The organism is Micromonospora sp. B006 (genome assembly GCF_003408515.1).
Classification (GTDB): Bacteria; Actinomycetota; Actinomycetes; order Mycobacteriales; family Micromonosporaceae; genus Micromonospora; species Micromonospora echinospora_A.
The window spans coordinates 2,264,323-2,287,753 of record NZ_CP030865.1; the positions used below are offsets into that span (position 1 = coordinate 2,264,323).

The window sequence follows — 23,431 nt, forward strand, 5'->3', positions numbered from 1 at the left end:
CGGTGACCTTCCCCCGGATCACCGCCGACCCCGACGTCATGGGGGGTGCGCCCTGCGTACGGCAGTCGCGCATCCCCGTGGCGACCCTGCTGGCCATGATGGCCGAGGGCATGTCCGTCACCGACATCCTCACCGACCTGCCATTCCTGGACGAGGAGGACATGGCGGAGGTGCTGAACTACGCCGCGGACGCGGTGCGCGACCGGACGGCGCGCTGAGCGTCACCCCGGCGGGCCGGGTGCGGCGTGGGAGCGCTTTTCCGGCTAGGGTGCACCGCGTGGAGGAGATCGACCGTGCCATCGTCGCCGCGCTGACCGGGGACGGTCGGCTGTCGTACACGGACCTGGCCGAGCGGGTGGGCCTGTCGGTGTCGGCCGTGCACCAGCGGGTCCGCCGGCTGGAGCAGCGCGGGGTGATCAAGGGGTACGCCGCGCGGGTGTCGTTCGAGGCGCTGGACCTGCCGCTGACCGCGTTCGTGGCGATCCGGCCGTTCGACCCGTCGCAGCCGGACGACGCGCCCGAGCGACTGGCGCACCTGCCCGAGATCGACTCGTGCTACTCGGTGGCGGGGGAGGACTTCTACCTCCTGCTGGTGCGGGTGGCGGGTCCGGCCGACCTGGAGCGGGTGCTGCAGGAGATCCGCACCTCCGCGAACGTCACCACGCGCACCACTGTGGTGCTGTCGACGCCGTACGAGAACCGGCCGCCGAAGATCAATGGCGAGCTGACCGGTCGGGGGCGTCCCCGCCCGTCGGCGGAGCCGGCAGGTTCCACCGCCTGATCACCCGCCGGCCGTGCTCGTGACCGAGCACGCTGAGCGTGGCGGTGTCCAGGCGCAGCAGCCCGCCGGCCGAGGGCGGCAGCCCGATCCAGCGCGCCCCGAGCACCCGCAGGCTGTGTCCGTGCCCGACGAGCGCGACGTCGCCCTGCTCCAGCAGCGGCGCGACCCGGTCCAGCACGCGGTCCAGGCGGGCACCCACCTGCTCCGGTGACTCACCGCCGGCGCCGCCGTCGGTCCAGATCGACCAGCCGGGCCGCTCGGCCTGGATGTCCGCGCTGGTGCGTCCCTCGTACTCGCCGTAGTCCCACTCGGCCAGGTCCGGCTCGATCGCGTCCACGGTGAGCCCGGCCAGGGCGGCGGTGCTGGTGGCGCGCTGCCGGGGGCTGGACAGCACCCGGGCGAAGCGCCGGCCGGCGAGCAGGGGAGCCAGCGCCCTCGCCTGCCGCTCGCCGTCGGGGGTCAGCTCCAGGTCGGTGTACGAGGTGTGCCGGTGGGCGGCGCTCCAGGTGGTCTCGCCGTGCCGGATCAGCAGGATCTCGTTCACCGGCCCAGTCAACCACGGTGAAGCCGCGTCGGCCCGGGCACCGAGTCTTCAACCTATTATCCTAGGACGCCTTACGCGATGTGCGCCGGTCAACGGCGTTTGACCCGACAGGCACCGGGGACGCGACAAGGGCAAGGCGTAGCCGGACGAGGGAGGGCGACATGAGCTTCACCGACAAGGCGAAGAACAAAGCCCAGGAAATGAGCGGTATGGCCAAGGAGCGGATCGGCGACGTGACCGACAACGAGCGGTTGCGGGCCGAGGGCGCCTCCGAGCAGAGCACGGCGCGCGCCCGGCAGGCCGGGGAGCACGCCAAGCAGGCGGGCCGCGACGTCAAGGACGCCTTCAACAAGTGAGTACGCGAACGGCGGGCCACCTCCATCGCAGAGGTGGCCCGCCGTTCGGCTGTGCGGGGTCAGTCGTCGCGGTGCGCGAGCCACCAGGCCTGGCCGGCCTCGGGCAGCGTGTCGATCGGGTCGTAGTAGGCGTAGCGCTTGTTCAGCACCTCCAGGTCGGCCGACTCGATCGAGGTGCGGTAGTTCTTGGTCCAGTAGGAGATGCCGCGCTCACGGTCGTAGTCGGTGAGCATGTGCACCCAGCGCTTGCCGACGAACGGGACGTCGCAGACGATCCGCGGGGTGGCGTAGCCGGGCAGGTAGCCCATGATGTCGTGCTGGAGCTGCTGGGCGTGCCAGACCGGGACGCGCCAGTGCTCGGCGTTGGGGATCATGTCGCACATGTAGAAGTAGTACGGCAGGATGCCCGCTTCGCCCTGCAGCGCGAAGCACAGGTCGAGCAGGTCGGCGTTGGTGGCGTTGACGCCGCGCATGAGCACGCCCTGGTTGCGCACGTCGCGTACGCCGACGTCGAGCGCGGTCTGGGCGGCCTTGGCGACCAGCGGGGTCAGCGACTGGGCGTGGTTGACGTGGGTGTGGATGGCCAGGTTGACGCCGCGGCGGGCGGCGGTGCGGGCGACCCGTTCCAGGCCCTCGACGACGTCGGGCTGGAGCCAGTGCTGGGGCAGGCCCATGAGCGCCTTGGTGGCGAGCCGGATGTCGCGGATCGTCTCGATCTCCAGCAGGCGCATCAAGTACGACTCGAGGTTGCGCCACGGCACGTTGGCGACGTCGCCGCCGGAGACGACCACGTCGCGTACGCCGGGGTGGGCCTTGAGGTAGGTGATGTGGGCGTCGTAGCGGTCGACGGGCTTGAGGGTGAGCTTGAGCTTGTCGACAGCGGGGGTGGAGTTGCCGACCAGGTCCATGCGGGTGCAGTGGCCGCAGTACTGCGGGCAGGTGGAGAGCAGCTCGGCGAGGACCTTGGTGGGGTAGCGGTGGGTGAGGCCCTCGGCGACCCACATGTCGTGTTCGTGAAGGCTGTCGCGGCTGGCGTACGGGTGGGAGGGCCAGTCGGTGCGGCGGTCGGAGGCGACCGGGATCATGTAGCGGCGGATCGGGTCGGCGAGCAGCGCCTCGGTGCTCATCGGCTCATGCGGCACCATGGTGTTGATCATCTGCGGCGGCACCAGCATGGACATGGTGGCCAGCGCCTTCTGGTCGGCCTCCAGGTCGGCGTAGAAGGTCTCGTCGACGGTGTCGCCGAGGACGGCGCGCAGCTGCTTGATGTTCTTGACGCAGTTGACCCGCTGCCACTGGGCGCTTTCCCACTGGTCGCGGGTGACGTGGCGCCAGCCGGGGAAGCGGGTCCAGTCGGGTTCGACGAGGGGCGCGCGGCGGTATTCGTAGGGCTGTCCGGCGGCCGGGACGGCGGCCGGCGCGGGGCGGGGCGTCGGGATGGTCTCCACCGGTTGGGTCTGGGTCACGGCCCCTCCTCGTCAGCATGCGGGTTGATCAACGGATGCGTAGGCTACTGGAAAATCTGCGGTGAAGAAATTAGTCTGCCGTAAGTTTTCCCGCGACGCGACCCCTGGCCGGGGGTTCGGGCGGCTGGACATAGGGGGTCGGCGTGACGTCACCGGTGGGCCTGCACCGAGTCGTGGAGCCGGCGGGGGTGCTCCCGCAGGCGGCCTGGCGGCTGGACCCGGACCCGCGGATCGCGGCGAACGAGGTGCGGATCCGGGTCGAGCGGCTGAACCTGGACGCGGCGAGCTTCCGGCAGCTGGCGGAGAAGCACGGCGGCGACGGGGACAAGGTTCGCGCCGAGGTGCTGGAGATCGTGTCGACCCGGGGGAAGATGCAGAACCCGGTGACCGGTTCCGGCGGCATGCTGATCGGCACGGTGGAGGAGGCGGGGCGCCGCTCGCCGCTGGGGCTGCGAGCGGGCGACCGGGTTGCGACGCTCGTGTCGCTGACGCTGACGCCCCTGACTATCACCGACGGGCTGGCCCGCTGGGACGGGCGCAGCGAGCAGGTGCCGTGCGACGGGCACGCGATCCTGTTCGCCCGGTCGATCGCGGCGGTGCTGCCGGCGGACCTGCACCCCGAGTTGTCCCTCGCCGTGCTGGACGTGTGCGGGGCGCCGGCGTTGACGGCGCGGGTGGTGGCCGAGCAGGTGGCGCGGCGCTCGCGGGACGGTGATCCGCGTCCGGTGTCGGTGGCGGTGATCGGTGGGGCCGGCAAGAGCGGGTCGTTGTCGCTCGCGGCGGCGCGGCGGGCGGGCGCCGCTCGTACCGTCGGGGTGGTGCCGGTGGCCGCGGAGCGGGACGCGCTGGCGGCGGCCGGGCTGGCCGACGTGGTGGCGCTCGCGGACGCGCGGGATCCGGTGGGGCTGTCGACGGCGGTGACGACGGCGCTGGGTGTGCCGGCGGACGTGACTGTGGTGTGCGTGGACGTGCCGGGGTGTGAGCACGGCGCGGTGCTGGCCACGGCGGACGGCGGTACGGTGATCTTCTTCTCGATGGCGACGAGCTTCGCGGCGGCGGCGCTGGGCGCGGAGGGCCTGGCGGCGGACGTGACGATGCTGGTGGGCAACGGGTACGTGCCGGGGCACGCGGCGCTGGCGCTGGACCTGTTGCGGACCGAGCCGGGGGTGCGCGGTCTGTTCGAGGCCCGTCTGGCGGCAGACTGAGACCATGACGAACCCCTCGACGCTGTATCGCGGCGGAGTGCTGCACTGTCCGGCCGACCCGAGCGCGACCGCGCTGCTGGTGCGCGACGGGCGGATCGCCTGGCTGGGCACGGACGCGGACGCGCCGCGGGCGGACCGGGTGGTGGAGCTGGGCGGTGCGCTGGTGACGCCGGCGTTCGTGGACGCGCACGTGCACGCGACGGATACCGGGTTGGCGTTGTCGGGGCTGGATCTGTCGGCGGTGCGGTCGGCGGGTGAGCTGCTGGAGGCGGTGTCGGCGTTCGCGGCGGGCCTGCCGGGTGACGCGGTCGTGCTGGGGCACGGCTGGGACGAGTCGGCCTGGGCGGACCCCTCGTTGCCGGACGCGGCGGCGCTGGACCGGGCGGCCGGTGGGCGGCGGGTGTATCTGTCGCAGGCGTCGATCCATTCGGCGCTGGTGTCGGCGGCGTTGCTGGCGGCGTGCCCGGAGGTGGTGTCGGCGGCCGGGTACGAGGCGTCGGGGTGGTTGCGGCGTGACGCGCACCATGTGGTGCGGGCGGCGGCGTTCGCGTCGGTGACGCGGGCGCAGCGGGTGGCGGCGCAGCGGCGGGCCCTGGAACACGCGGCGTCGCTGGGTGTCGCGGCGGTGCACGAGTGCGGTGGTCCGGACATCTCCGACGAGGAGGACTTCACCGGGCTGCTGGCGATCTCGGGGGCCGGGGTGCCGGAGGTGTACGGGTACTGGGGTGAGCTGCTGGGCGCGGCGAAGGCGCGGGAGCTGGGCGCGGTGGGCGCGGTTGGTGACCTGTTCGCGGACGGGGCGCTGGGGTCGCGGACGGCGCACGTGTCGGCGGCGTACCTGGACGGTGAGGCGGGGGCCTGCGGGCACGGGTACGTGTCGGCGGAGCAGGTGCGTGACCATCTGCTGGACTGCGCGGCGCACGGGTTGCAGGGCGGGTTCCACGCGATCGGGGACGCGGCGATCGGGACGGTGCTTGCGGGGTTCGGGCTGGCGGCGCGGTCGCTGGGTGTGGACCGGTTGCGGGCGGCTCGGCACCGGGTGGAGCACGCGGAGATCATGAGCAAGGCGTTGATCGCCGGGTTCGTGGAGTACGGGATCGTGGCGTCGATGCAGCCGGCGTTCGACAGGTTGTGGGGCGGCGCGGGCCGGATGTACGAGTCGCGGCTGGGGTTGGCGCGGTCGCTGGAGTCGAATCCGATGGGCGCGATGCACGGGGTCGGGGTGGCGTTGGCGTTCGGGTCGGATTCGCCGGTGACGCCGCTTGATCCGTGGGGTTCGGTGCGGGCGGCGGCGGCGCATCACAATCCGGCGCAGCGGATGAGTGTGCGGGCGGCGTTCGCGGCGCACACGCGCGGCGGCTGGCGGGCGGTGCACCTGGACAACGAGGGTGTGCTGGCGTTGGGGGCGCCGGCGACGTTCGCGGTGTGGGACACCCCGGCGGGCGTGGAGCGGGGGCTGCCGGTGGTGCAGGCCGAGGATCCGGAGTTGCGGGGCGCGGACGATCCGACGCCGCTGCCGGTGTGCCGGGCCACTGTGTTGCGCGGTGACGTGATCTATCAGGAAGGGTCTTCGTGACAGGCAAGCTTGGGCTGGATCCGGCGTTGGTGGCGCGGGCGCGGGAGTTGGCGCGCCGGGCCGGGCAGCCGGTGGTGGATCTGGCGCGTAGCCACACGACGGTGTCGGTGGAGCGGGCGGTGCTGCGGCTGGCCGGGGTGACCGGCGCGGACCCGGACGGCATTCCGTGGGTGAACCGGCTCGTGGACGCGGTGGTGGCGGACGTGGGCCTGGGGCACGGGGTGGCGGCGCCGGTGTTCGACGCGCTGGCGCGGGAGGGCATCGCCGATGTGACGTTGCTGGCGCAGAAGGCGGCGGCGGGGTCGGTGCGGTTCGGGCAGCCGTCGGGGAAGGCGGCGACGGCGGCACGGCGGGCGTCGCGTAAGGCGGTGGCGGCGGGGATCCGCAGCATCGACCGGCGGCGCGCGGAGCGGGACCGCCTGGTGAAGCGGTTCGGGGATCCGGCGCGGCGGCCGTGGATCTACCTGATCGTGGCGACGGGTGACATCTACGAGGACATTCCGCAGGCGCAGGCGGCGGCGCGGGCCGGCGCTGATGTGATCGCGGTGATCCGGTCGACGGGGCAGTCGCTGCTGGACTACGTGCCGGAGGGGGCTACCCGGGAGGGGTTCGCGGGCACGTACGCGACGCAGGAGAACTTCCGGCTGATGCGGGCGGCGTTGGACGAGTCGTCGAAGGAGCTGGGCCGGTACGTGCGGTTGACGAACTACGCGTCGGGTCTGTGCATGCCGGAGATGGCGACGCTGGCCGGCCTGGAGCGGCTGGACATGATGCTCAACGACTCGATGTACGGGATTCTGTTCCGCGACATCAACCCGATCCGGACGTTCGTGGACCAGCGGTTCTCGCGGCAGGTGCACGCGCGGGCGGGGATCATCATCAACACCGGTGAGGACAACTACCTGACCACCGCGGATGCGGTGGACGAGGCGCACACGGTGACGGTGTCGCAGTTGCTGAACGAGTTCTTCGCGCACGAGGCGGGGCTGGCGGACTGGCAGTTGGGGCTGGGGCACGCGTTCGAGATCAACCCGGATGTGCCGGAGTCGTTGCGGTTGGAGCTGGCGCACGCGTTGCTGGCGCGGGAGTTGTTCCCGGACGCGCCGTTGAAGTGGATGCCGCCGACGAAGCACATGACCGGTGACGTGTTCCGGGGCAATCTGCTCGACGGGTTCTTCAACCTGGTGGGCACGATGACCGGGCAGGGGATTCTGCTGGTCGGGATGATGACCGAGGCGGTGGTGACGCCGTGGTTGTCGGACCGGGACATCGCGTTGCAGAACGTGCGGTACGTGCTGGGCGCGGCGGGCGGGTTGCACGAGGACTTCGTGCCGGCGCCGGGCGGGTTCATCCAGGAGCGGGCGCACCGGGTGCTGGGTGAGGCGGTGGACCTGTTGGAGCGTATCGGGGACCAGTCGTTGCTGACGGCGATCGCCGAGGGCACGTTCGGGATCATGAAGCGGCCGGCGGACCGTGGGAAGGGTCTGGACGGGGTGGCGCGGCACGAGGCGGACTACTACAACCCGGCCACGGAGATCCTGGAGCAGACCCTGTGAGCGAGAAGACCGTCGTGCGGCCGTACGGGGACACCACCGGTGACGGCATGGTGCAGGTGTCGTTCACGTTGCCGGTGCCGCATGACAAGCGGGCCGAGGGCGCGGCGGTGCAGCTTGCCAACAAGATGGGCATGGACCCGGCGATGCTGGTGCACGCCAAGCCGATCGGTGACGGGTTCACGTTCTTCGTGGTGTACGGGCGGGTGAACCACCTGGTGGACCTGGCGAAGGTGCAGGTGGTGGAGCGCGACTATCCGCTGCTGTCGGCCAAGGAGGTCAACGCGGTGGTGAAGCGGCGGCTGCGCCGCAAGCTGTCGGTGGTGGGCGCGTGCATCGGCACGGACGCGCACACCGTCGGCATCGACGCGATCCTCAACGTCAAGGGCATCGCCGGGGAGAAGGGCCTGGAGTACTACCGGGAGCTGAAGGTCACGAACCTCGGCGCGCAGGTGAGCGTGCCGGAGCTGGTCGAGGCGGCCCGGCGGGAACGCGCCGACGCGGTGCTGGTGTCGCAGGTGGTGACGCAGCGCGACGCGCATCTGCACAACACGCGGGAGATGTCGGCGGCGTTCCGGGAGGCGATGCCGGCCGGGCGGCGGCCGCTGCTGATCGTCGGCGGGCCGCGGTTCGACGAGACGATGACCGGCGAGCTGGGCGTGGACCGGATCTTCGGCCGTGGCACCACTCCGGGCGAGGTCGCCAGTTACCTCGTCCACGCTTTGATCACTTCCAGGAAGGCGAACGTCGCATGAGCGATCCGCGTGTCGGTCTGACAGTCACCCACCGCCGGTACGTGCCGTACTCCCACGCCCACTACGCGGGGAACCTGGTCGACGGGGCGTACGCGCTGGGGTTGTTCGGGGACGTGGCGACGGAGGTGTGCATCCGCACCGACGGCGACGAGGGGTTGTTCGCGTCGTACGCCGATGTGCAGTTCCGGGCGCCGATGAAGGCCGGTGACGTGCTGGAGGTGACGGCGACGGTGACCCGGGTGGGCACGCGCAGCCGCACGATCGACTTCGCCGCCACCGTGGTGTGCCGGGGCCGCCCGGACAAGGGGGAGTCGGCCGCCGAGGTGCTCGACGAGCCGATCGTGGCGGTCACCGCGACCGGCACGGTGGTCGTCCCGCCGTCGGCGTGAGCGCGAGGAGCGAGCCGGTGTCGCGAGCCCCGCGAACGAAGGGCGGCCGGGCGTGAGCGTCGTCGTCTGCGCGGACGTCGGGTCGACGTACACGAAGGCGGCGGTGGTGGACCTCGACGGCGGCCGCCTGGTCGCGGCGGCGTCCGCGCCCACCACTGTGGGCACGGATGTGCTGCACGGCCTGGACGCCGCGGCCGGCGCGGCCCTCGCATCGGCCGGGGCCGCTGAGGCGCCCTGGTACGTGTGCTCGTCGGCCGGGGGTGGGCTGCGCCTCGCGGTGGTGGGTTACGAGCCCCTCGTCACCGCTCAGGCGGGCCGGCGGGTCGGTCTGTCGGCGGGCGCGAACGTGGTGCACGTGGCGGCGGGACGCCTGTCCGGCGCGGACGTGTCGGCGTTGCGGGCGGCCCGCCCGGACGTGGTGCTGCTCGTGGGCGGCACCGACGGCGGCGACGCCGAGACGGTGACGCACAACGCGACGCGGCTGGCGAAGGCCCGCTTGCGGGTGCCGGTGGTCCTCGCCGGCAACGCCGACGTACGCGACGAGCTGCACGCGCTGCTGGCGGGCGCGGGGGTGCCGGTGACGGTGGCGGGCAACGTGCTGCCCCGCATCGGGGTGCTGGAACCCTCCTCGGCGCGGGCTGCGATCCGGGACGTGTTCCTGCGGCACGTCATCGGCGGCAAGAAACTGTCCCGGGGTACCCGGTTCGCGCGGCTGGTCCGCGCCGCCACCCCGGACGCGGTGCTCACCGGTGTGGAGGTGCTCGCCGGCACCCTCGGCGGTGACCTGGCCGTGGTGGACGTGGGTGGCGCCACCACCGACGTGTACTCGGTGCTCACGCCCGACGAGCGGGACAGCGGCCCGAGTCAGGAGGTCGCCGGGACGCTCTGGCGGGCCCGTACCGTCGAAGGGGACCTGGGCATGCGGTGGAGCGCGCCGGGCGTGGTGCGCGCCGCGGTCGAGGAACGGCTGCTCGATGCGGCCGGCGAGGCGGAGCTGGCGGCCGCGGCGGCGGTACGGGCCGCCGACCCGGGGTTCCTGCCCGCCGGTGACGCCGACCGGGCCGCGGACCGGCGCATCGCGGCCCTCGCCGCGACTGTGGCGCTGCGGCGGCATGCGCGTGGGGCGGCGACGGGGGAGCGGGCCGGGCGGGACCTGCGGGAGGTGAAGCTGCTCGTCGGCTCCGGTGGGGTGCTGCGGCACGCCGACCCGGGCGACGCGGCGGCGGTGCTCGACGCGGTGCTCACCGACCACGCGGGCGGGTGGGCGTTGCCGCGGGCGGCCCGCCCGGTCGTCGACGTGGACTACGTGCTGGCCGCCGCGGGGCTGCTCGCCGCCGACCATCCGGGTGCGGCGGCGGCGATGCTGCGGCACCACCTCGGCGCCTGAACCGCGCTCAGGAATCGAGACGCGCCGACGCGACACGCCGTGTCGCAACACACGACAGGCCCGGGTGGGTTGACAGCGGCGGGGGTCCACGCCGTACCGTCTTTGAGTCCTACCACGGGAAGCGGCTGTTGTTCGCTTCGTCCCTTCGTCCGCTGGCCGAGCGACCGGAAGGTTGCGGCGGCCAGGTCCAGCGGGCGGGGGTCGGCGGGGCGGCGCGAACCGGCCGCGGTTACCGGTGTACGGGCAAGGTGAGAGGCACGGCCAGTAGACAACGGCCAGGCGGGGGCAGCCAGTCCACGTCGGGTCGGTCCGAAGGTCGGCGCCGATCGTCTTCGCCCCACCGGCCGGGAAGGGCCTGGGAGCATCGGGGCGCGGCTTCGGCCGCGCCCCGATTTCATCCCCCCGATACCCCCGTCAGCGGCCCAGTCGCCGGTAGCGGCGCACCGCCGCCGGGGCGGCCACCGCGATCAGCGCCAGCGGCCAGGCGACCGCCAGTTCCAGCGCGTGCCGGGCCGGCCACGAGTCGCCGCCCAGGCCCGGGTTGCCGAACAGGTCCCGGGCCGCCGCCACCGTCGCCGACAGCGGGTTCCACGCGGCGATCGCGCCCAGCCAGGCCGGCATCAGCTCCGGCGCCACGAACACGTTGGACAGGGCGGTCAGCGGGAACGCCAGCGGGAACACCACCACCGCCACCGTGTCCGGGTTCGGCACCAGCAGCCCGAACAGGATGCCCACCCAGGTCATCGCGACGCGCAGCAGCAGGATCAGCGCCACCGCCGTCAGGGCCGGGCCGACGCCGTCGCGCCACTGCCAGCCCACCAGCAGCCCGCACACCACCAGCGTGGTCATCTCCAGGCAGGCCCGTACCAGGTCGGCGCCGGCGCGGCCGGACAGCAGCGCCGAGCGGGCCATCGGCAGCGACCGGAACCGGTCCACCACGCCCCGGCCGGCGTCCGCCGCGATCGCCGACGCGGTCGCGCCGAGGCCGTAGAGCATCGTCATCACGAACACCCCGGGCAGCAGGAACTCCCGGTAGTTGCCGCCGCCCGGCACGGCCATGCCGCTGCCGAACACGTAGCCGAACACCAGCACGAACATGATCGGCAGGCTGAAGTAGATGATGATCTCCTCCGGGGCGCGGACGACGTGGCGCATGTTCCGCCCGGCCATCAGCCACCCGTCGGCGAGCGCCCTCACGACGCCGCCCCCACCCGCTGCGGGTCGGCGCCGGTGAGGCGCAGGAACGCCTCGTCCAGCGTCGGCCGGCGCACCAGCACGTCCTCCACCGCCACCCCGGCGTCCTCCAGGGCCCGCAGCACGGTCATGAGCACGGCGATCCGGTCGGTCACCGGCGCGTCGACGCGGCGCAGCTCGGCGTCCACCGTCACCGCCGTGCCGGTGGCGCGTTCCACCACGGCGGCCGCGGCCGGCAGGTCCGCCGCGTCGCGGACCACCAGCTCCAGCCGGTCCGCGCCGATACGGGCCTTCAGCCGCTCCGGCGTGCCCTCGGCGACCACCCGGCCGGCGTCGATGACGCACACCCGGTCGGCGAGGTGGTCGGCCTCCTGCAGGTACTGGGTGGTCATCAGCACCGTGGTGCCGTCGGCGACCAGTTCCCGCACCGCCGACCACAGACCGTTGCGGCTGCGCGGGTCCAGGCCGGTGGTCGGCTCGTCGAGGAACAGCACCCGCGGCGGCACCACCAGGCTGGCCGCCAGGTCCAGGCGGCGGCGCATCCCACCGGAGTAGCCGCCCGCCGACCGGTCCGCGGCCTCGGTCAACCCGAACCGGTCCAGCAGCTCCTCGGCGCGGTCGCGGGCCCGGCGCGCGGACAGTTGGCGCAGCCGGCCGAACAGCACCAGGTTCTGCCGGCCGCTGAGCACCTCGTCGACCGCCGCGTACTGGCCGGTCAGGCTGATCGCGGCGCGGACCCGGTCCGGGTCGGTGGCGACGTCGTACCCGGCCACCCGGGCCCGGCCGGCGTCGAAACGCAGCAGCGTGGTGAGGATCCGCACCGCAGTGGTCTTGCCGGCGCCGTTGGGGCCGAGCACCCCGTACACGGTGCCGGCCGGCACGGCCAGGTCGAAGCCGTCCAGGGCGGTGGTGCGGCCGTACCGTTTTCGTATCCCGTCGGCCAGCACGGCCGTCGTGTCGTCGCTCATGCCGGTCAGCGTCACCGGTCGCGCTGACCGGTCGCGTACCGCGCGCGCACCGGGCCGTGCCGCGCCGGTCAGCGCCCGTCGACAAGCGCCAGCGCCCGCTGCCGGGGCAGGTTCGCGCCCCGGGCGTACGCGGTGGCGAACGCCGCCTCACCCAGGTGTTCCCGCAGCGTGACGGCGGTGGGTGTGCCGGCCGGGGCGTCGGCCGCGCCGGTGCCGGCCAGCAGCGCCGCCGCCGCGCCCAGCAGCCGCGCCGCCGACTCGGGGTCGCCGTCGCGCAGCAGCGGCCCGGCCAGCCCGTCGGCCGCCGCGGCCACCACCGGCACGTCCCACACGCCGACGCCGGCGGTGAGGACCTGCCGGTAGTGGGCGCGAGCCGCAGCCGGGTCCCCGGTGGCCTCGGCGAGCTGCCCGAGCGTCACCAGCGCCGCGAGCCGCACCACATCGGCGCCGAACCAGCCCGACGGGCAGTGCGCGACCGCCCGTTCGCACAACGCCCGCGCCCGCTGCGGGTCGCCGTCGCGGCGGGCGATCTCGCCGAGCCCCAGGTACGCGGCGGCGACCAGCTCCGGCGCGCCGGCCGGCCCGGCGATGCGCCGCACCCGCCCGAAGTCCTCGGCCGCGCCGGTCAGGTCACCGGCGGCGAGCCGCCCGTCGGCGCGGGTCCGCAGCAGTTCCGCCAGGTCCAGGGTGGAGCCGAGCTGCTCGGCCAGCTCCAGGGCCTCCGCCATCGGCGCTGCCGCCGACGCGACGTCACCGGTGCGGTAGGCGGCCTCGGCGTGGGTGGACAGCGTGACGATCATGCCCCAGCGATCGTCGAGGGCCCGGAAACCGGCCAGCGCACCGTCCAGCTCCGCGCGGGCCTGGGTGTGCCGGTTGTGGAGCAGACTGACCATCGCGGTGCCCAGCAGGCCCAGCGCCCGGCTCCACGGGTCGGTGCCGAGCAGCCGGTCCCGGACGGCCTGCTCGTGCAACGCCGCCGCGTCCTGCGGCGACGGGGGGCCGCTGGCCATGCCGGACAGGTAGAGCAGGAACGGATGCCGGGGCGGCCGGGCCATGGTCCACAGGATCCGCGACGCGGCATCGACCTCGCCGCGCTCGCCGCCACCGGCCAGCGTGGCGATCAGCAAGGCCAGCGCGTACTCCTCGGCCAGACCGTCGGGCGGGCCGTCGAGCCGGTCGACCAGCCGCCGAGCCAACGCCGCGCCCTCCCCGCGCAGGCCCCGCAGCCACCAGTAGAACGCCAGCGCCGCGACCAGCCGCAACCCGGTCGCGGTGTCCGCGTGCCGCAGCGCCGCGTGCAGGTCGTCGCGGGCGGCGTCGAGGCGGCGCAGCCACCGCTCCTGGCCGCCGCCGCGCAGGCCCGCGTCGCCGGCCTGTGCCAGATCCAGGAAGTACGCGGCGTGCGCGTCCCCCATCCGCCCGGTCTCGCCGTGCTCGGCCAGCCGGGCGGCGGTGAACTCGCGGATCGTCTCCAGCATCCGGTAGCGCCCGCCGGTCGCTTCCACCAGCGACTTGTCCACCAGACCGGTGAGCACGTCCAGGACGTCACCGGCGTCCGGCGCGCACACCGCCTGCACGGCGGCCAGGTCGGCGGCGCCGGCGAACACGCTCATCCGGGCGGCGAGCAGCCGCTCCGGGGCGTCGAGCAGGTCCCAGCTCCACCCGACGACCGCCTCCAGCGTGCGGTGGCGGGGCGCGGCGGTGCGGTCGCCGCGGCGCAGCAACCGGAACCGGTCGTCCAGCCGGGCCGCGACCTGCGAAACCGGCAGGGCCCGCAGCCGCGCCGCCGCCAGTTCCAGGGCCAGCGGCAGCCCGTCGAGGGTGCGGCAGATCCGCAGCACCGCCGGGGTGGTGTCGGCGTCGAGGGCGAACCCGGGCGCCACGTCGGCGGCCCGGTCGGCGAACAGCCGCACCGCCGGGTACGCGGCTGCCGTCTCCGGTGTGCCCGGCGCGTCCGGGACGGCCAGGCCGCCGACCGGGCACAGCGCCTCACCGGTGAGGCCCAGCGGCTCCCGGCTGGTGGCCAGCACCCGCAGTCCGGGGGCGGCGGCGAGCAGCCGGGCGGTCAGCCGGGCCGCGTCGTCGATGACGTGCTCGCAGTTGTCGAGCACCAGCAGCAGGCGCCGGCCGGCCAGCGCCGCCACCAGCCGGTCGGTGAGGTCGCGGGGCCCGTCGGGGGCCCGCAGCCCGGCGTCGCGCAGGTCCAGCGCGGTCAGCACCGCCGGCGCGACCGGCGAGCCGGGCGTCACCGCGGCCAGCTCCACCAGGCACACCGCCCCGTCGTGCCGGGCCGCCGCGGTGGTGGCCAGCCGGGTCTTGCCGGCGCCGCCCGGCCCGTGCAGCGTCACCAGCCGCGCCGAGGCGAGCAGCTCCTCGACGCGCCGCAGCTCCCGTTCCCGGCCGACGAAGCTGGTCAGCGGGGAGGGCAGGCGCGCCGGTGGCGCGGGGTCGTCGCGCAGCAGCGTGGCGTGCAACGCGACCAGCTCCGCGGACGGGTCGGCGCCCAGTTCCTCGGCCAGCACCCGGCGGGCGTCGGCGTACGCGGCGAGGGCCTCGGCGCGGCTGCCCGCGCCGTGCAGGGCGCGCATCAGCAGACCGTGCAGCCGCTCCCGCAGCGGATGCGCCGCCACCAGGGCCCGCAGCTCGGCGATCAGCGGCGCGCCGGGTGGCGCGAGCGCCAGGTCCGCCGCCACGCGGTCCTCGATCGCCGCCAGGCGCAGCTGGCGCAGCCGGGCCGCTTCGGCGTCGGCGAACGGCGCCCCGGTGACGTCCGCGAGGGGTTCGCCGCGCCACAGGTCGAGCGCTTCGCGCAGCAGCGCCGCCGCGCCGCGCGGATCGCCGTCGGCGAGCGCCGCCCGTCCCGCTGAGGCCAGCCGGGTGAACCGGTGCACATCCACCCGCTGCGGGTCGACGGCCAGTCGGTAACCGGCCGGGCCGAACTCGATGTGCGCGCCGGGCAGCAGCCGCCGCAGCCGTGACACCTGCGACTGTAGGGCGTTCGCGGCCTGCTCGGGGGGCCGGTCGCCGTAGACGCCGTCGATGAGCCGCCGCGGCGGCACGGTGCGGTCGGCGTCGAGCAGCAGCAGCACCAGCAGGGCGCGCAGCCGGTCACCGGCGACGGGAAGCGCGCTGCCGTCGGCCGCGTACGCCTGCGTCGCGCCGAGCACACCGAACCGCATGGGCCCGATTGTCGCCTGCCGGGGCGCGCGGCGGCACGCCCCACCCCGCCGGTGGCGCGCCCCACACCGGTTCGGCCCGGCGCCGGCGCGGGCGGGTAGCCTTCGGCCCGTGATCGTGGTGAGGTGCCGGTGACGACGCTGGACCGGGAACAGCCGCGTGCCACCGACGGGGCACGCGGGGACGGCGGCGCGCGGCCGCTGCCGCTGACGCTGGCCGTGCCGGCCGCCGTGCTGGCCGGGGTGGCGCTGCTGCTGGCGTTCCCGCCGTACGGGATGTGGCCGCTGGCGCCGGTCGGGGTGGCGTTGCTGGCCGCCGCCGCGCACCGGCGGCGGTTGCGCGCCGGCGCCGGGCTGGGTTTCCTCACCGGGGTGGCGCTGTTCGCGCCGCTGCTGGAATGGACGAACCTGCACACCGGCTACCTGCCGTGGGCGCTGCTGTCGCTGCTGCAGGCCGCCTACCTGGCGCTGCTGGGCGCCGCCACCGCCTGGGTGTCGCCGCTGGCCGACCGGAACCGGGCGGCGTGGCCGCTGCTCACCGGCGTGCTGTGGGTGGCGCAGGAGGCGCTGCGCGACCGGACCCCGTTCGGCGGGTTCCCCTGGGGGCGGCTGGCGTTCAGCCAGGACACGTCGCCGCTGCTGCGGCTGGCCGCGCTCGGCGGCGCGCCGCTCGTCACGTTCGCGGTCGCGGTCGCCGGCGGGATCCTGGTCGCCGTGGCCTGGCGGGACTGGCGTCGCGCGCCCGGGCAGTGGCGTCCGGTGGCCGGGCTCACCGCCGCGCTGGTCGCGCTGCTCGCCGCCGGACCGGCAGTGCCGGCCGAGGTACGCGGCGCGGGCGGCACCGTCACCGTCGCGATCGTGCAGGGCAACGTGCCGCGCCTCGGGCTGGACTTCAACGCGCAGCGGCAGGCGGTGCTGAACAACCACGTCGACGCCACGCTGGAGCTGGCCGAACGGGTCACCGAGGGCGGGCAGCCCCGCCCCGACCTGGTGGTGTGGCCGGAGAACTCCAGCGACATCGACCCGCTGCGCAACCCGGGCGCGGGCGAGCGGATCGCCCAGGCCGCCGACGCGATCGGCGCGCCGATCCTGGTCGGCGCGGTGCTCGCCGGCCCGGAACCGGGGCAGGTGCGCAACGTGGGGCTGCTGTGGCGGCCCGGCACGGGCGTCGACCTGGACCAGACGTACGTCAAGCGGCATCCGGTGCCGTTCGCCGAGTACGTGCCGCTGCGTTCCGTCGCCCGCATGGTCAGCTCGCAGGTCGACCGGGTCAGCTCCGACTTCGTCCCCGGTGACCGGCCCGGCGTGGTGGACGCCGGCGCGGCGGTCCTCGGCGACGTGATCTGCTTCGAGGTCGCCTACGACGGGATCGTCCGGGACACCGTGACCGGCGGCGCGCAGCTGCTGGTGGTGCAGACAAACAACGCCACGTTCGACGTGGCCGAGGCCCGCCAGCAGCTGGCCATGGTGCGGTTGCGGGCGGTGGAGCACGGCCGGGCCGCGTTGATGGCCTCCACGGTCGGAGTGTCCGGGTTCGTTTCCCCGGACGGGCGGGTAGACGGTGCGACCGGGTTCAACACCGCCGCGGTGGTGGTGCGGCAGATGGAACTCGGCAACGGGCGTACCCCGGCGACGACGGCCGGGGTGTGGCCGGAGGTGGCGCTCACGGCGCTGGCGGTCGCGGCCCTGGCCGGCGCGGCCGTGCTGCGCCGCCGCCGGGAGGTCGCTCCCGGCTGAGCCGACGAGCGGGAGGCGGTGCGACGGTGGCGGTGACAGCCGACAGGCGGACGGCCGGCCATCCCGGTGTGGGGCGGGTCCTCGTGGTCGTCCCCACCTACAACGAGGCCGACAACGTCGAACGCATCGTCGCCCGGGTACGCGCCGCGGCGCCGGCCGTCGACGTGCTCGTCGCCGACGACAACAGCCCCGACGGCACCGGCGCGATCGCCGACACCCTCGCCGGGAACGACCCGCGGGTGCACGTGCTGCACCGGGCGGGCAAGGAAGGGCTGGGCGCGGCCTACCTGGCCGGTTTCGCCTGGGCCCGGGCACGCGGCTACGACGCGGTGGTGGAGATGGACGCCGACGGCTCGCACGCGCCGGAGGACCTGCCGGCGCTGCTGGACGCCGCCCGCGACGCCGACGTGGTGATCGGCTCCCGGTGGACCCGCGGCGCGCGGGTGCTGAACTGGCCGTGGCAGCGGCTGCTGCTCTCCCGCGTCGGCAACCTGTACGCGCGGCTGGCGCTGGGCATGCCGGTCAGCGACGCCACCGGCGGCTACCGGGTGTACCGGGCCAGCGCGCTGGACGCCATCGACCTGGACTCGGTGCGCTCCCAGGGGTACGCGTTCCAGGTGGAGCTGTCCCGGCTGGCGCACCGCGCCGGGGTACGCATCGTGGAGGTGCCGATCACGTTCGCCGAGCGGGAACACGGCGACAGCAAGATGAGCCCGCTGATCGTGGCGGAGGCGCTGTGGCGGGTCACCCGGTGGGGGGTGCGGGACCGCCTGGCGACCGTGCAGGCCCGCCCGGACGCGCTCGCCCGCTGGCCTTGAGCCAGGGCGTGTCATGCTTGAGGGGCGTGATGACCCCGGGCGGATGAGGTGAGATGCGCCGAGGACTGAAGTACGTACCACCGGCCCTGCTGCTGCTGACGTTGCTGGAGCTGGGCGTTTTCGTGCTGGTCGGCCGGGCTGTCGGGTTCGGCGCGGCGGTGCTGCTGGTGTTCGGGGCGTCCCTGCTGGGCCTGGTGCTGCTGCGCCGCGAGGGCATGCGGGCGTGGCGGGGTTTCCGCGCCGCGGCGCAGGCCGGCCGGCCGCCGGGCCCCGAGGTGACCGACGGGCTGGTGGGTCTGCTGGGTGCGCTGCTGCTGGCGATGCCGGGCCTGTTCAGCGGTGTGGTGGGCCTGCTGTTGTTGCTGCCGCCGCTGCGGCGGGTGGCCGGGGGCGGAGTGCGCCGGGCCACCGAGCGGCGCGTGTCGTCGATGGTCGCCGGTGACCTGTTCGGGCCGCGCCGGGTACGGGTGTACCGGGGCGCGCCGCAGCCGACCCCGCAGCCCACACCGTCGCCGTCGCCGGGTCCTGCGCCGTCGCCCCAGCCGGTCACCGACCCGGGCAAGGCCATCGAGGGCGAGATCGTCGACCGCTGACGCGCGCCCGCCGTGCCATTAGCTTGATCAACTCCACTTCGCCGAGGTGGCGGCATCAGACCGCGCCCGACCCCGCCACCTCCCGAAGTGGCGGCCCGACGCTCAATTTTGGCACGGCGGATCAGCGCTCAGGACGAGCACCCAACCGACCGGCGCAGGGCTCAAGGCCGTCGCCGGATAGGTAGCCCGTCCCGGGTGGCCTGCCCATGATCAACGCCAGCTCGGCGAAGTGGTGGTATCACCGCGGCCCGGATACACCCACCTCCCCGAGGTGGGGCCCATTCACCGGCCGGCGGGGCGAATCGGCACCACGTGGGGCGGATCAGCCGCCCGCGGCCTCCCCGCCCGCCCCATGATCGTCACCACTTCGGGGAGGTGGCGGCATCAAGGTACGCGAGATACCGCCACCTCCCCGAAGGGGTGGCCCGACACTCGAACTGGCACGGCGATCAGGGCACAGAGCGAGCCCCGCCCTCACCCGCCCCACCTCATGATCGACGCCAGCTCGGCGAAGTGGTGGCATCACCGCCGCCCGGATACACCCACCTCCCCGAACTGGCGGCCGGTTTGCCAGCCAGGCGCACGAGTCGACACCACGCGCGGCGGATCGCCGCCCGTGGCACCCCGACCACCCATGATCCACGCCGGTTCGGGGAAGTGGCGGCATCAAGGCACATGCCATACCGCAACCTCCCCGACGTGGTGGCCCGTTCACCAGCCCTCGGGCGCGCGAGCCAGCACGGCCGGGCGGCGGATCAGCGGCCGACGTCCGGCCGGCCCTGCGCCAGCCCTGCCGGTCCCGCGTCAGCCCCTGCCCGGCCTCGTGATCAACACCGGATCGGGGGAGTGGTGGCATCACCGGGGCCCGGATACCGCCATCTCCCCGAAGTGGCGACTGTGCTCACCCGGGCAGCGAAACGCCCCCGGGTGATCCCGGGGGCGTTTTCGGTCGTGCGGGATGCTCAGGCGCGGCCGCGACGGGTCCGGACCTCCTGGAGCCGCTCGGCGAGGATGTCCTCCAGCTCGGCGATCGAGCGCCGCTCCAGCAGCATGTCCCAGTGCGTACGCGGCGGCTTGGCCTTCTTCTGCTCCGGCTCGGTGCCGTCGACCAGGCGGGCGACGCTGCCGTCGAACTTGCACTCCCAGGTCGTCGGGACCTCGGCGTCGACGGCGAACGGCACCTCGAACTGGTGGCCCTTGGCGCAGAGGTACTCGCGGGTCTGGCGCGGCGCGAGCTCCGTGTTGCGGTCGGATTCGTAGCTGACCGCGCCCAGCCGGCTACCGCGCAGCATGCGCTCGCCCATGATCGACTTCCCCTCGTCCGTGGTGCTGGTCTTCAGGTGTAACGGCCGGTCACCGTTCGCCCATTCCCCACCCACGACGGCAGGGCCGTACGCGGGTCGGAAGAACCAAGGGTAACCGGCCATGACAGCTGCCCGGCGGGGTCGTCCCCGGCCGGGCCGAATCGGTGGAGTGTTTCGCCTGCCAACGGGGATGTTACCCACCTGTTTGCGTGCCGGAGGTGACGATGAGCAGTGACGCGCCGGTCGGGGCCCGACCACCCGCCGGGAAGACCTTCTTCGGTCATCCCCGTGCGCTGTCCACGCTCTTCCTCACCGAGATGTGGGAGCGGTTCAGCTTCTACGGCATGCGGGCGATCCTGGTGCTGTACCTGACCGCCGCGGTCGCCGACGGCGGCCTCGACATCGGCGAGTCCAGCGCCAACGCCGTGTACGGCACCTACAACGCCATGGTCTATCTGATGGCGTTGCCCGGTGGCTGGGTGGCGGACCGGCTGATCGGCGCGCGGCGCAGTGTGCTGTGGGGCGGCGTGGTGATCGCCGCCGGCCACTATGTGATGGCGATCCCGACCGGGTGGAGCGTGTTCGCCGGTATGGCGCTGATCGTGCTCGGCACCGGCCTGCTCAAACCGAACATCTCCACCATGGTCGGTGACCTGTACGAGCGGGACTCGCCGCGCCGCGACGCCGGGTTCTCCATCTTCTACATGGGCATCAACCTGGGCGCGTTCATCGCACCGCTGATCACGGGCTTCCTCGGCGAGAAGATCAACTGGCATCTGGGGTTCGGCGCCGCAGCGGTCGGCATGACCTTCGGCGTGCTCCAGTACGTGCTGGGCCGCCGCAACCTCGGCGACGCGGGCGCCCGCCCGGCGGACCCGCTGCTCGGCGCGGACCGGCGGCGCGCGCTGACCCGTATCGGCGTGGCGAGCGTCGTGGTGCTCGCGGCGCTGCTGGTACTGCTGCTGGCGGGCTGGTTCACCGTCGACACGGTGGTCAACCTGCTGACCGTGGTGACGGTGCTGGTGACCGTCGGCTACTTCGCGCGGATCCTCACCGACCGGGAGATCAGCGACACCGAACGCAGCCGCATGAAGGCGTACGTGTGGCTGTTCGTGTTCGCCGCCTCGTTCTGGCTCATCTACGACCAGGCCGGGTCGGTGCTGAACATCTTCGCCGCCGACCAGACCGACCGCTCGGTGGGCGGGTTCACCTTCCCGGCGTCCTGGCTGCAGTCGGTGAACCCGATCCTCATCATCATCGGCGCGCCGCTGGCCGCCGCGCTGTGGCTCAAGCTCGGGCACCGGGTGTCCACGCCCACGAAGTTCGCGGTCGGCCTGGTGCTCAACGGTCTGTCGTTCGTGCTGATGGCCGCCGCCGCGCGGGCCGCCGTCGGCGGCGACCTGGTCTCACCGCTGTGGCTGGTCGCGGTGTACGCGATCCAGGTCGCCGGTGAGCTGTCGCTGAGCCCGGTCGGCCTGTCGGCCACCACGAAACTGGCCCCGGTCAAGTACGCCAGTCAGATGCTGGGCCTGTGGTTCCTGGCCACCGCCGTCGGCGACGCCATCGGCGGCCAGGTGGCCCGGCTGGCCGGCGCCTGGTCGCAGCCGGTGTACTTCCTGACCTTCGGGCTGGCCTCGGTGGTGCTGGGCCTGGCCGCGGTGATGTTCACCCGCCAGATCCGGCACCTGATGGCCGGCATTCACTGACCTGGTTCACACCACCGGGGTGGGCGGCAGCGGCAGCGGCAGGCCGGGCAGCCCGTCGATGCTGGTGGCGACGTGGTCCTTGCCGGCGAAGTACGCGCTCAGCGACGTGTCGTCCTCCCTGGCGAACCGGCGTTCGTGCAGGTCCCGGTCGGCGTCGTAGGTCATGAACGGCACCGCGTAGCCGCAGGTGTCGCGGATCAGTTCGGCGTGCGCCACGATGACTGCGCGCAGCCCGTGCGGGCCGGGGTCGATGTCGGGGAAGTGCCGCAGCAGGCCGGCCCAGCGGCTGTCGTCGCGGAACACCGGCTCGCCGCGTCCGTGCACCCGTACGATGTTCGGCGGGCCGGTGAACGCGCACCACATCAGCGTGATCCGGCCGTTCTCCCGCAGGTGGGCGATGGTCTCGGCGTTGCTGCCGGCGAAGTCGAGGTACGCCACTGTGTGCTCGTCGAGCACCGCGAAGCAGCCGCGCAGCCCTTTCGGGGACAGGTTGACGGTGCCGTCACCGGACAGCGGGGCGGTGGCGACGAAGAACATCGGCTGCGCCTCGATGAAGTCCCGCAGCCGGCCGTCGATGCGCTCGTATGTCTTTCCCATGCCCCGATCATCGCCGCCGGCACCGGTTCGGCGCTGCCCCGTTCCCAGCCCGTGGCGTGGTCAGCCGGTGCGCGTACCGAGCCGCGCCAGCGCCGTCGCCAGGTCACTGACCTGGTCGGCGAGCTGACCGGCGCGCCGCTGCGCGGCGTCCCGGTCCGCCTCGATCACGGCCGTGCGTGCGGCCAGCTCGGCCGCCCGGGCCTCGGCGGCGCTCACGGCGCGCCGCGCGTCGGCCAGCTCGGCGGCGAGCGCGTCCCGCTCGGCGGTACGGGCCGCCGCCTGCTCCACCGCGGCGGCCACGTCGCCACGGAACCGATCGACGGTGCCGGCCGCCTCGGCACGAGACCGCTCGACGGCAGCGGCAGCCTCGGCGCGGACCGCTTCGACCGCAGCGCTCGCCTCGGCACGGACGCGCTCCAGCGCCGCCTCGACGTCGGCGCGAGCCGCGTCGGCCCGCTCCCGCTCGGCGCGAGCCTGCCGCGTGGCGGTGGCCTCGGCGTCGGCGCGTTCGGCTGCGGTCCGGGCCGCGCGCTCCGCCTCGATGGCCCGACCCTGGGCGGCCTGCGCGTCGGCGCGCACCCGGTCGGCCTCGGCGCGGGACTGCTCGGCCCGGTCCAGGGCTTCGGTTGCGGAACGGGTGGCCCGCTCGGCGTCGGCGCGGGCGGTGTCCCGTTCGGCGGTCAGCTCGGTGACGCGGCGGCGTTCGGCGTCGCGCTCGGCGCGTACCGTGCGCAGGTCGTGCCGGGCCGCGTCGCGGTCGCGTTCGGCCTGCACCCGCAGCGCCTGCGCCGCACCGGCCTCGGCGCGGGCGGCGTCGCGGGCGTCCCCGGCGGCGGTGGCCCGCTCGGCGGCAGCGGCGGCCGACGCCTCCGCCCGCTCGGCCCGGTCGGCGGCGGCGTCGCGCTCGGCGTACGCGGCGCGGGCCTGCTGCCGTTCGCGCGCCGCCGTCGCGGTGGCGTCCTCGGCCTCGCGGCGGGCCTCGTCGCGCTCGGCGTGCGCGGCCGCCACCTGCGCCGACGTCTCCGCGCGCAGCTCGGCGAGCTGGCGTTCCACACCGGCCGGTGACAGTTCGGCGTGCAGCGCCTCGGTGAGCGTCTCCACGATCTGGTCGAGCCGGTCCACCGCCTCCCAGGTGCGCGCCACCTGCCCGGGCAGGCCGGGGGAGTTGCGGTGACGCATCCGCGAGTTGCGCGCCGCCCGCTGGCAGGCGCCGTCGTTGTCCCGGCAGTAGCGGAACGGGCGGCCCGCGCCGACGCGTTGCGGCACGTCGCGTCCGCAGTGGGCGCAGGGGCGGATGTCGGTGGCGGGCTCGGCGTCCATCGGGGG

21 protein-coding genes are annotated in these 23,431 nt (G+C 74.2%); 13 read left to right on the top strand and 8 right to left on the bottom strand.

The features are described from left to right. Positions 1-2 precede the first annotated feature (2 nt). Complete coding sequence (locus MicB006_RS10800; RefSeq protein WP_030502405.1) at positions 3-218, top strand: DUF433 domain-containing protein; 216 nt, start codon at positions 3-5, stop codon at positions 216-218. Between the two features lie 59 nt (positions 219-277). Continuing rightward, on the top strand, positions 278-781 hold the full coding sequence (locus MicB006_RS10805) for an Lrp/AsnC family transcriptional regulator (protein ID WP_030502406.1): 504 nt from the start codon (positions 278-280) through the stop codon (positions 779-781). Here MicB006_RS10805 and MicB006_RS10810 read toward each other — a convergent pair. Further along, the gene (locus MicB006_RS10810; RefSeq protein ID WP_116505675.1) at positions 714-1,325 is read right to left on the bottom strand and encodes a histidine phosphatase family protein; all 612 of its coding nucleotides are present in this window, start codon (positions 1,323-1,325) and stop codon (positions 714-716) included. The two genes, MicB006_RS10805 and MicB006_RS10810, sit on opposite strands and share 68 nt — an antisense overlap. A 161-nt stretch (positions 1,326-1,486) precedes the next feature. Here MicB006_RS10810 and MicB006_RS10815 point away from each other — a divergent pair, with 161 nt between their 5' ends. Then, the gene (locus MicB006_RS10815) at positions 1,487-1,681 is read left to right on the top strand and encodes a CsbD family protein (RefSeq protein ID WP_073829538.1); all 195 of its coding nucleotides are present in this window, start codon (positions 1,487-1,489) and stop codon (positions 1,679-1,681) included. A 59-nt stretch (positions 1,682-1,740) separates the two neighbouring features. Here MicB006_RS10815 and MicB006_RS10820 read toward each other — a convergent pair whose 3' ends face one another. Beyond that, complete coding sequence (locus MicB006_RS10820; protein WP_116505677.1) at positions 1,741-3,147, bottom strand: KamA family radical SAM protein; 1,407 nt, start codon at positions 3,145-3,147, stop codon at positions 1,741-1,743. A 143-nt stretch (positions 3,148-3,290) separates the two neighbouring features. On the opposite strand from MicB006_RS10820, the gene MicB006_RS10825 reads away from it, so the two are divergent. From MicB006_RS10825 to MicB006_RS10850, 6 genes are read left to right on the top strand one after another with little or no spacing between them, the layout of a single operon-like run. Next, complete coding sequence (locus MicB006_RS10825; RefSeq protein ID WP_116505679.1) at positions 3,291-4,352, top strand: zinc-binding alcohol dehydrogenase; 1,062 nt, start codon at positions 3,291-3,293, stop codon at positions 4,350-4,352. Positions 4,353-4,356: 4 nt separating this feature from the next. Next, positions 4,357-5,928, top strand: coding sequence for an amidohydrolase (locus MicB006_RS10830; protein WP_116505681.1), 1,572 nt, complete (start codon positions 4,357-4,359; stop codon positions 5,926-5,928). Next, complete coding sequence (locus MicB006_RS10835) at positions 5,925-7,484, top strand: lysine 5,6-aminomutase subunit alpha (RefSeq protein ID WP_116505683.1); 1,560 nt, start codon at positions 5,925-5,927, stop codon at positions 7,482-7,484. Before MicB006_RS10830 ends, MicB006_RS10835 begins: the two co-directional genes overlap by 4 nt. After that, complete coding sequence (locus tag MicB006_RS10840; protein WP_043324123.1) at positions 7,481-8,236, top strand: OAM dimerization domain-containing protein; 756 nt, start codon at positions 7,481-7,483, stop codon at positions 8,234-8,236. Before MicB006_RS10835 ends, MicB006_RS10840 begins: the two co-directional genes overlap by 4 nt. Then, the gene (locus MicB006_RS10845; protein WP_116505685.1) at positions 8,233-8,625 is read left to right on the top strand and encodes a hotdog domain-containing protein; all 393 of its coding nucleotides are present in this window, start codon (positions 8,233-8,235) and stop codon (positions 8,623-8,625) included. Before MicB006_RS10840 ends, MicB006_RS10845 begins: the two co-directional genes overlap by 4 nt. Before the next feature lie 52 nt (positions 8,626-8,677). Next, complete coding sequence (locus MicB006_RS10850) at positions 8,678-10,012, top strand: glutamate mutase L (protein ID WP_116505686.1); 1,335 nt, start codon at positions 8,678-8,680, stop codon at positions 10,010-10,012. A 414-nt stretch (positions 10,013-10,426) separates the two neighbouring features. Here the strand turns inward: MicB006_RS10850 and MicB006_RS10855 are convergent, their stop codons facing one another. The 3 genes from MicB006_RS10855 to MicB006_RS10865 all read right to left on the bottom strand — a co-directional run bounded on the left by MicB006_RS10855 (position 10,427) and on the right by MicB006_RS10865 (position 15,353). After that, positions 10,427-11,209 carry an ABC transporter permease gene (locus tag MicB006_RS10855; RefSeq protein ID WP_116505688.1) on the bottom strand — a complete coding sequence of 261 codons (783 nt, stop codon included), beginning with the start codon at positions 11,207-11,209 and terminating at the stop codon, positions 10,427-10,429. Further along, positions 11,206-12,174 (bottom strand): ATP-binding cassette domain-containing protein, encoded by a 969-nt coding sequence (locus tag MicB006_RS10860; protein WP_116511339.1) that lies wholly within the window; start codon positions 12,172-12,174, stop codon positions 11,206-11,208. Before MicB006_RS10860 ends, MicB006_RS10855 begins: the two co-directional genes overlap by 4 nt. A gap of 68 nt (positions 12,175-12,242) precedes the next feature. Beyond that, complete coding sequence (locus MicB006_RS10865; protein ID WP_116505689.1) at positions 12,243-15,353, bottom strand: BTAD domain-containing putative transcriptional regulator; 3,111 nt, start codon at positions 15,351-15,353, stop codon at positions 12,243-12,245. Between the two features lie 138 nt (positions 15,354-15,491). Here MicB006_RS10865 and lnt point away from each other — a divergent pair, with 138 nt between their 5' ends. From lnt to MicB006_RS10880, 3 genes are read left to right on the top strand one after another with little or no spacing between them, the layout of a single operon-like run. Continuing rightward, entirely contained in the window at positions 15,492-17,087 is a 1,596-nt protein-coding gene (gene lnt, locus MicB006_RS10870; RefSeq protein WP_225980800.1) for an apolipoprotein N-acyltransferase, read from the top strand. A gap of 26 nt (positions 17,088-17,113) precedes the next feature. Beyond that, on the top strand, positions 17,114-17,905 hold the full coding sequence (locus MicB006_RS10875; RefSeq protein WP_073829528.1) for a polyprenol monophosphomannose synthase: 792 nt from the start codon (positions 17,114-17,116) through the stop codon (positions 17,903-17,905). Between the two features lie 53 nt (positions 17,906-17,958). Beyond that, positions 17,959-18,498, top strand: a complete 540-nt coding sequence (locus MicB006_RS10880) for an FxsA family protein (RefSeq protein ID WP_116505691.1) — start codon at positions 17,959-17,961, stop codon at positions 18,496-18,498. A 962-nt stretch (positions 18,499-19,460) separates the two neighbouring features. Here the strand turns inward: MicB006_RS10880 and MicB006_RS10885 are convergent. Continuing rightward, positions 19,461-19,802 (bottom strand): RNA polymerase-binding protein RbpA, encoded by a 342-nt coding sequence (locus tag MicB006_RS10885; protein ID WP_007070998.1) that lies wholly within the window; start codon positions 19,800-19,802, stop codon positions 19,461-19,463. Between the two features lie 224 nt (positions 19,803-20,026). On the opposite strand from MicB006_RS10885, the gene MicB006_RS10890 reads away from it, so the two are divergent. Further along, on the top strand, positions 20,027-21,508 hold the full coding sequence (locus MicB006_RS10890; RefSeq protein WP_116511342.1) for a peptide MFS transporter: 1,482 nt from the start codon (positions 20,027-20,029) through the stop codon (positions 21,506-21,508). A 6-nt stretch (positions 21,509-21,514) separates the two neighbouring features. Here the strand turns inward: MicB006_RS10890 and MicB006_RS10895 are convergent, their stop codons facing one another. Together MicB006_RS10895 and MicB006_RS10900 are read right to left on the bottom strand one after the other, a co-directional pair. After that, entirely contained in the window at positions 21,515-22,105 is a 591-nt protein-coding gene (locus tag MicB006_RS10895; RefSeq protein ID WP_116505693.1) for a pyridoxamine 5'-phosphate oxidase family protein, read from the bottom strand. A 60-nt stretch (positions 22,106-22,165) separates the two neighbouring features. After that, positions 22,166-23,425 (bottom strand): hypothetical protein, encoded by a 1,260-nt coding sequence (locus tag MicB006_RS10900; protein ID WP_116505695.1) that lies wholly within the window; start codon positions 23,423-23,425, stop codon positions 22,166-22,168. Between the last annotated feature and the right edge of the window lie 6 nt (positions 23,426-23,431).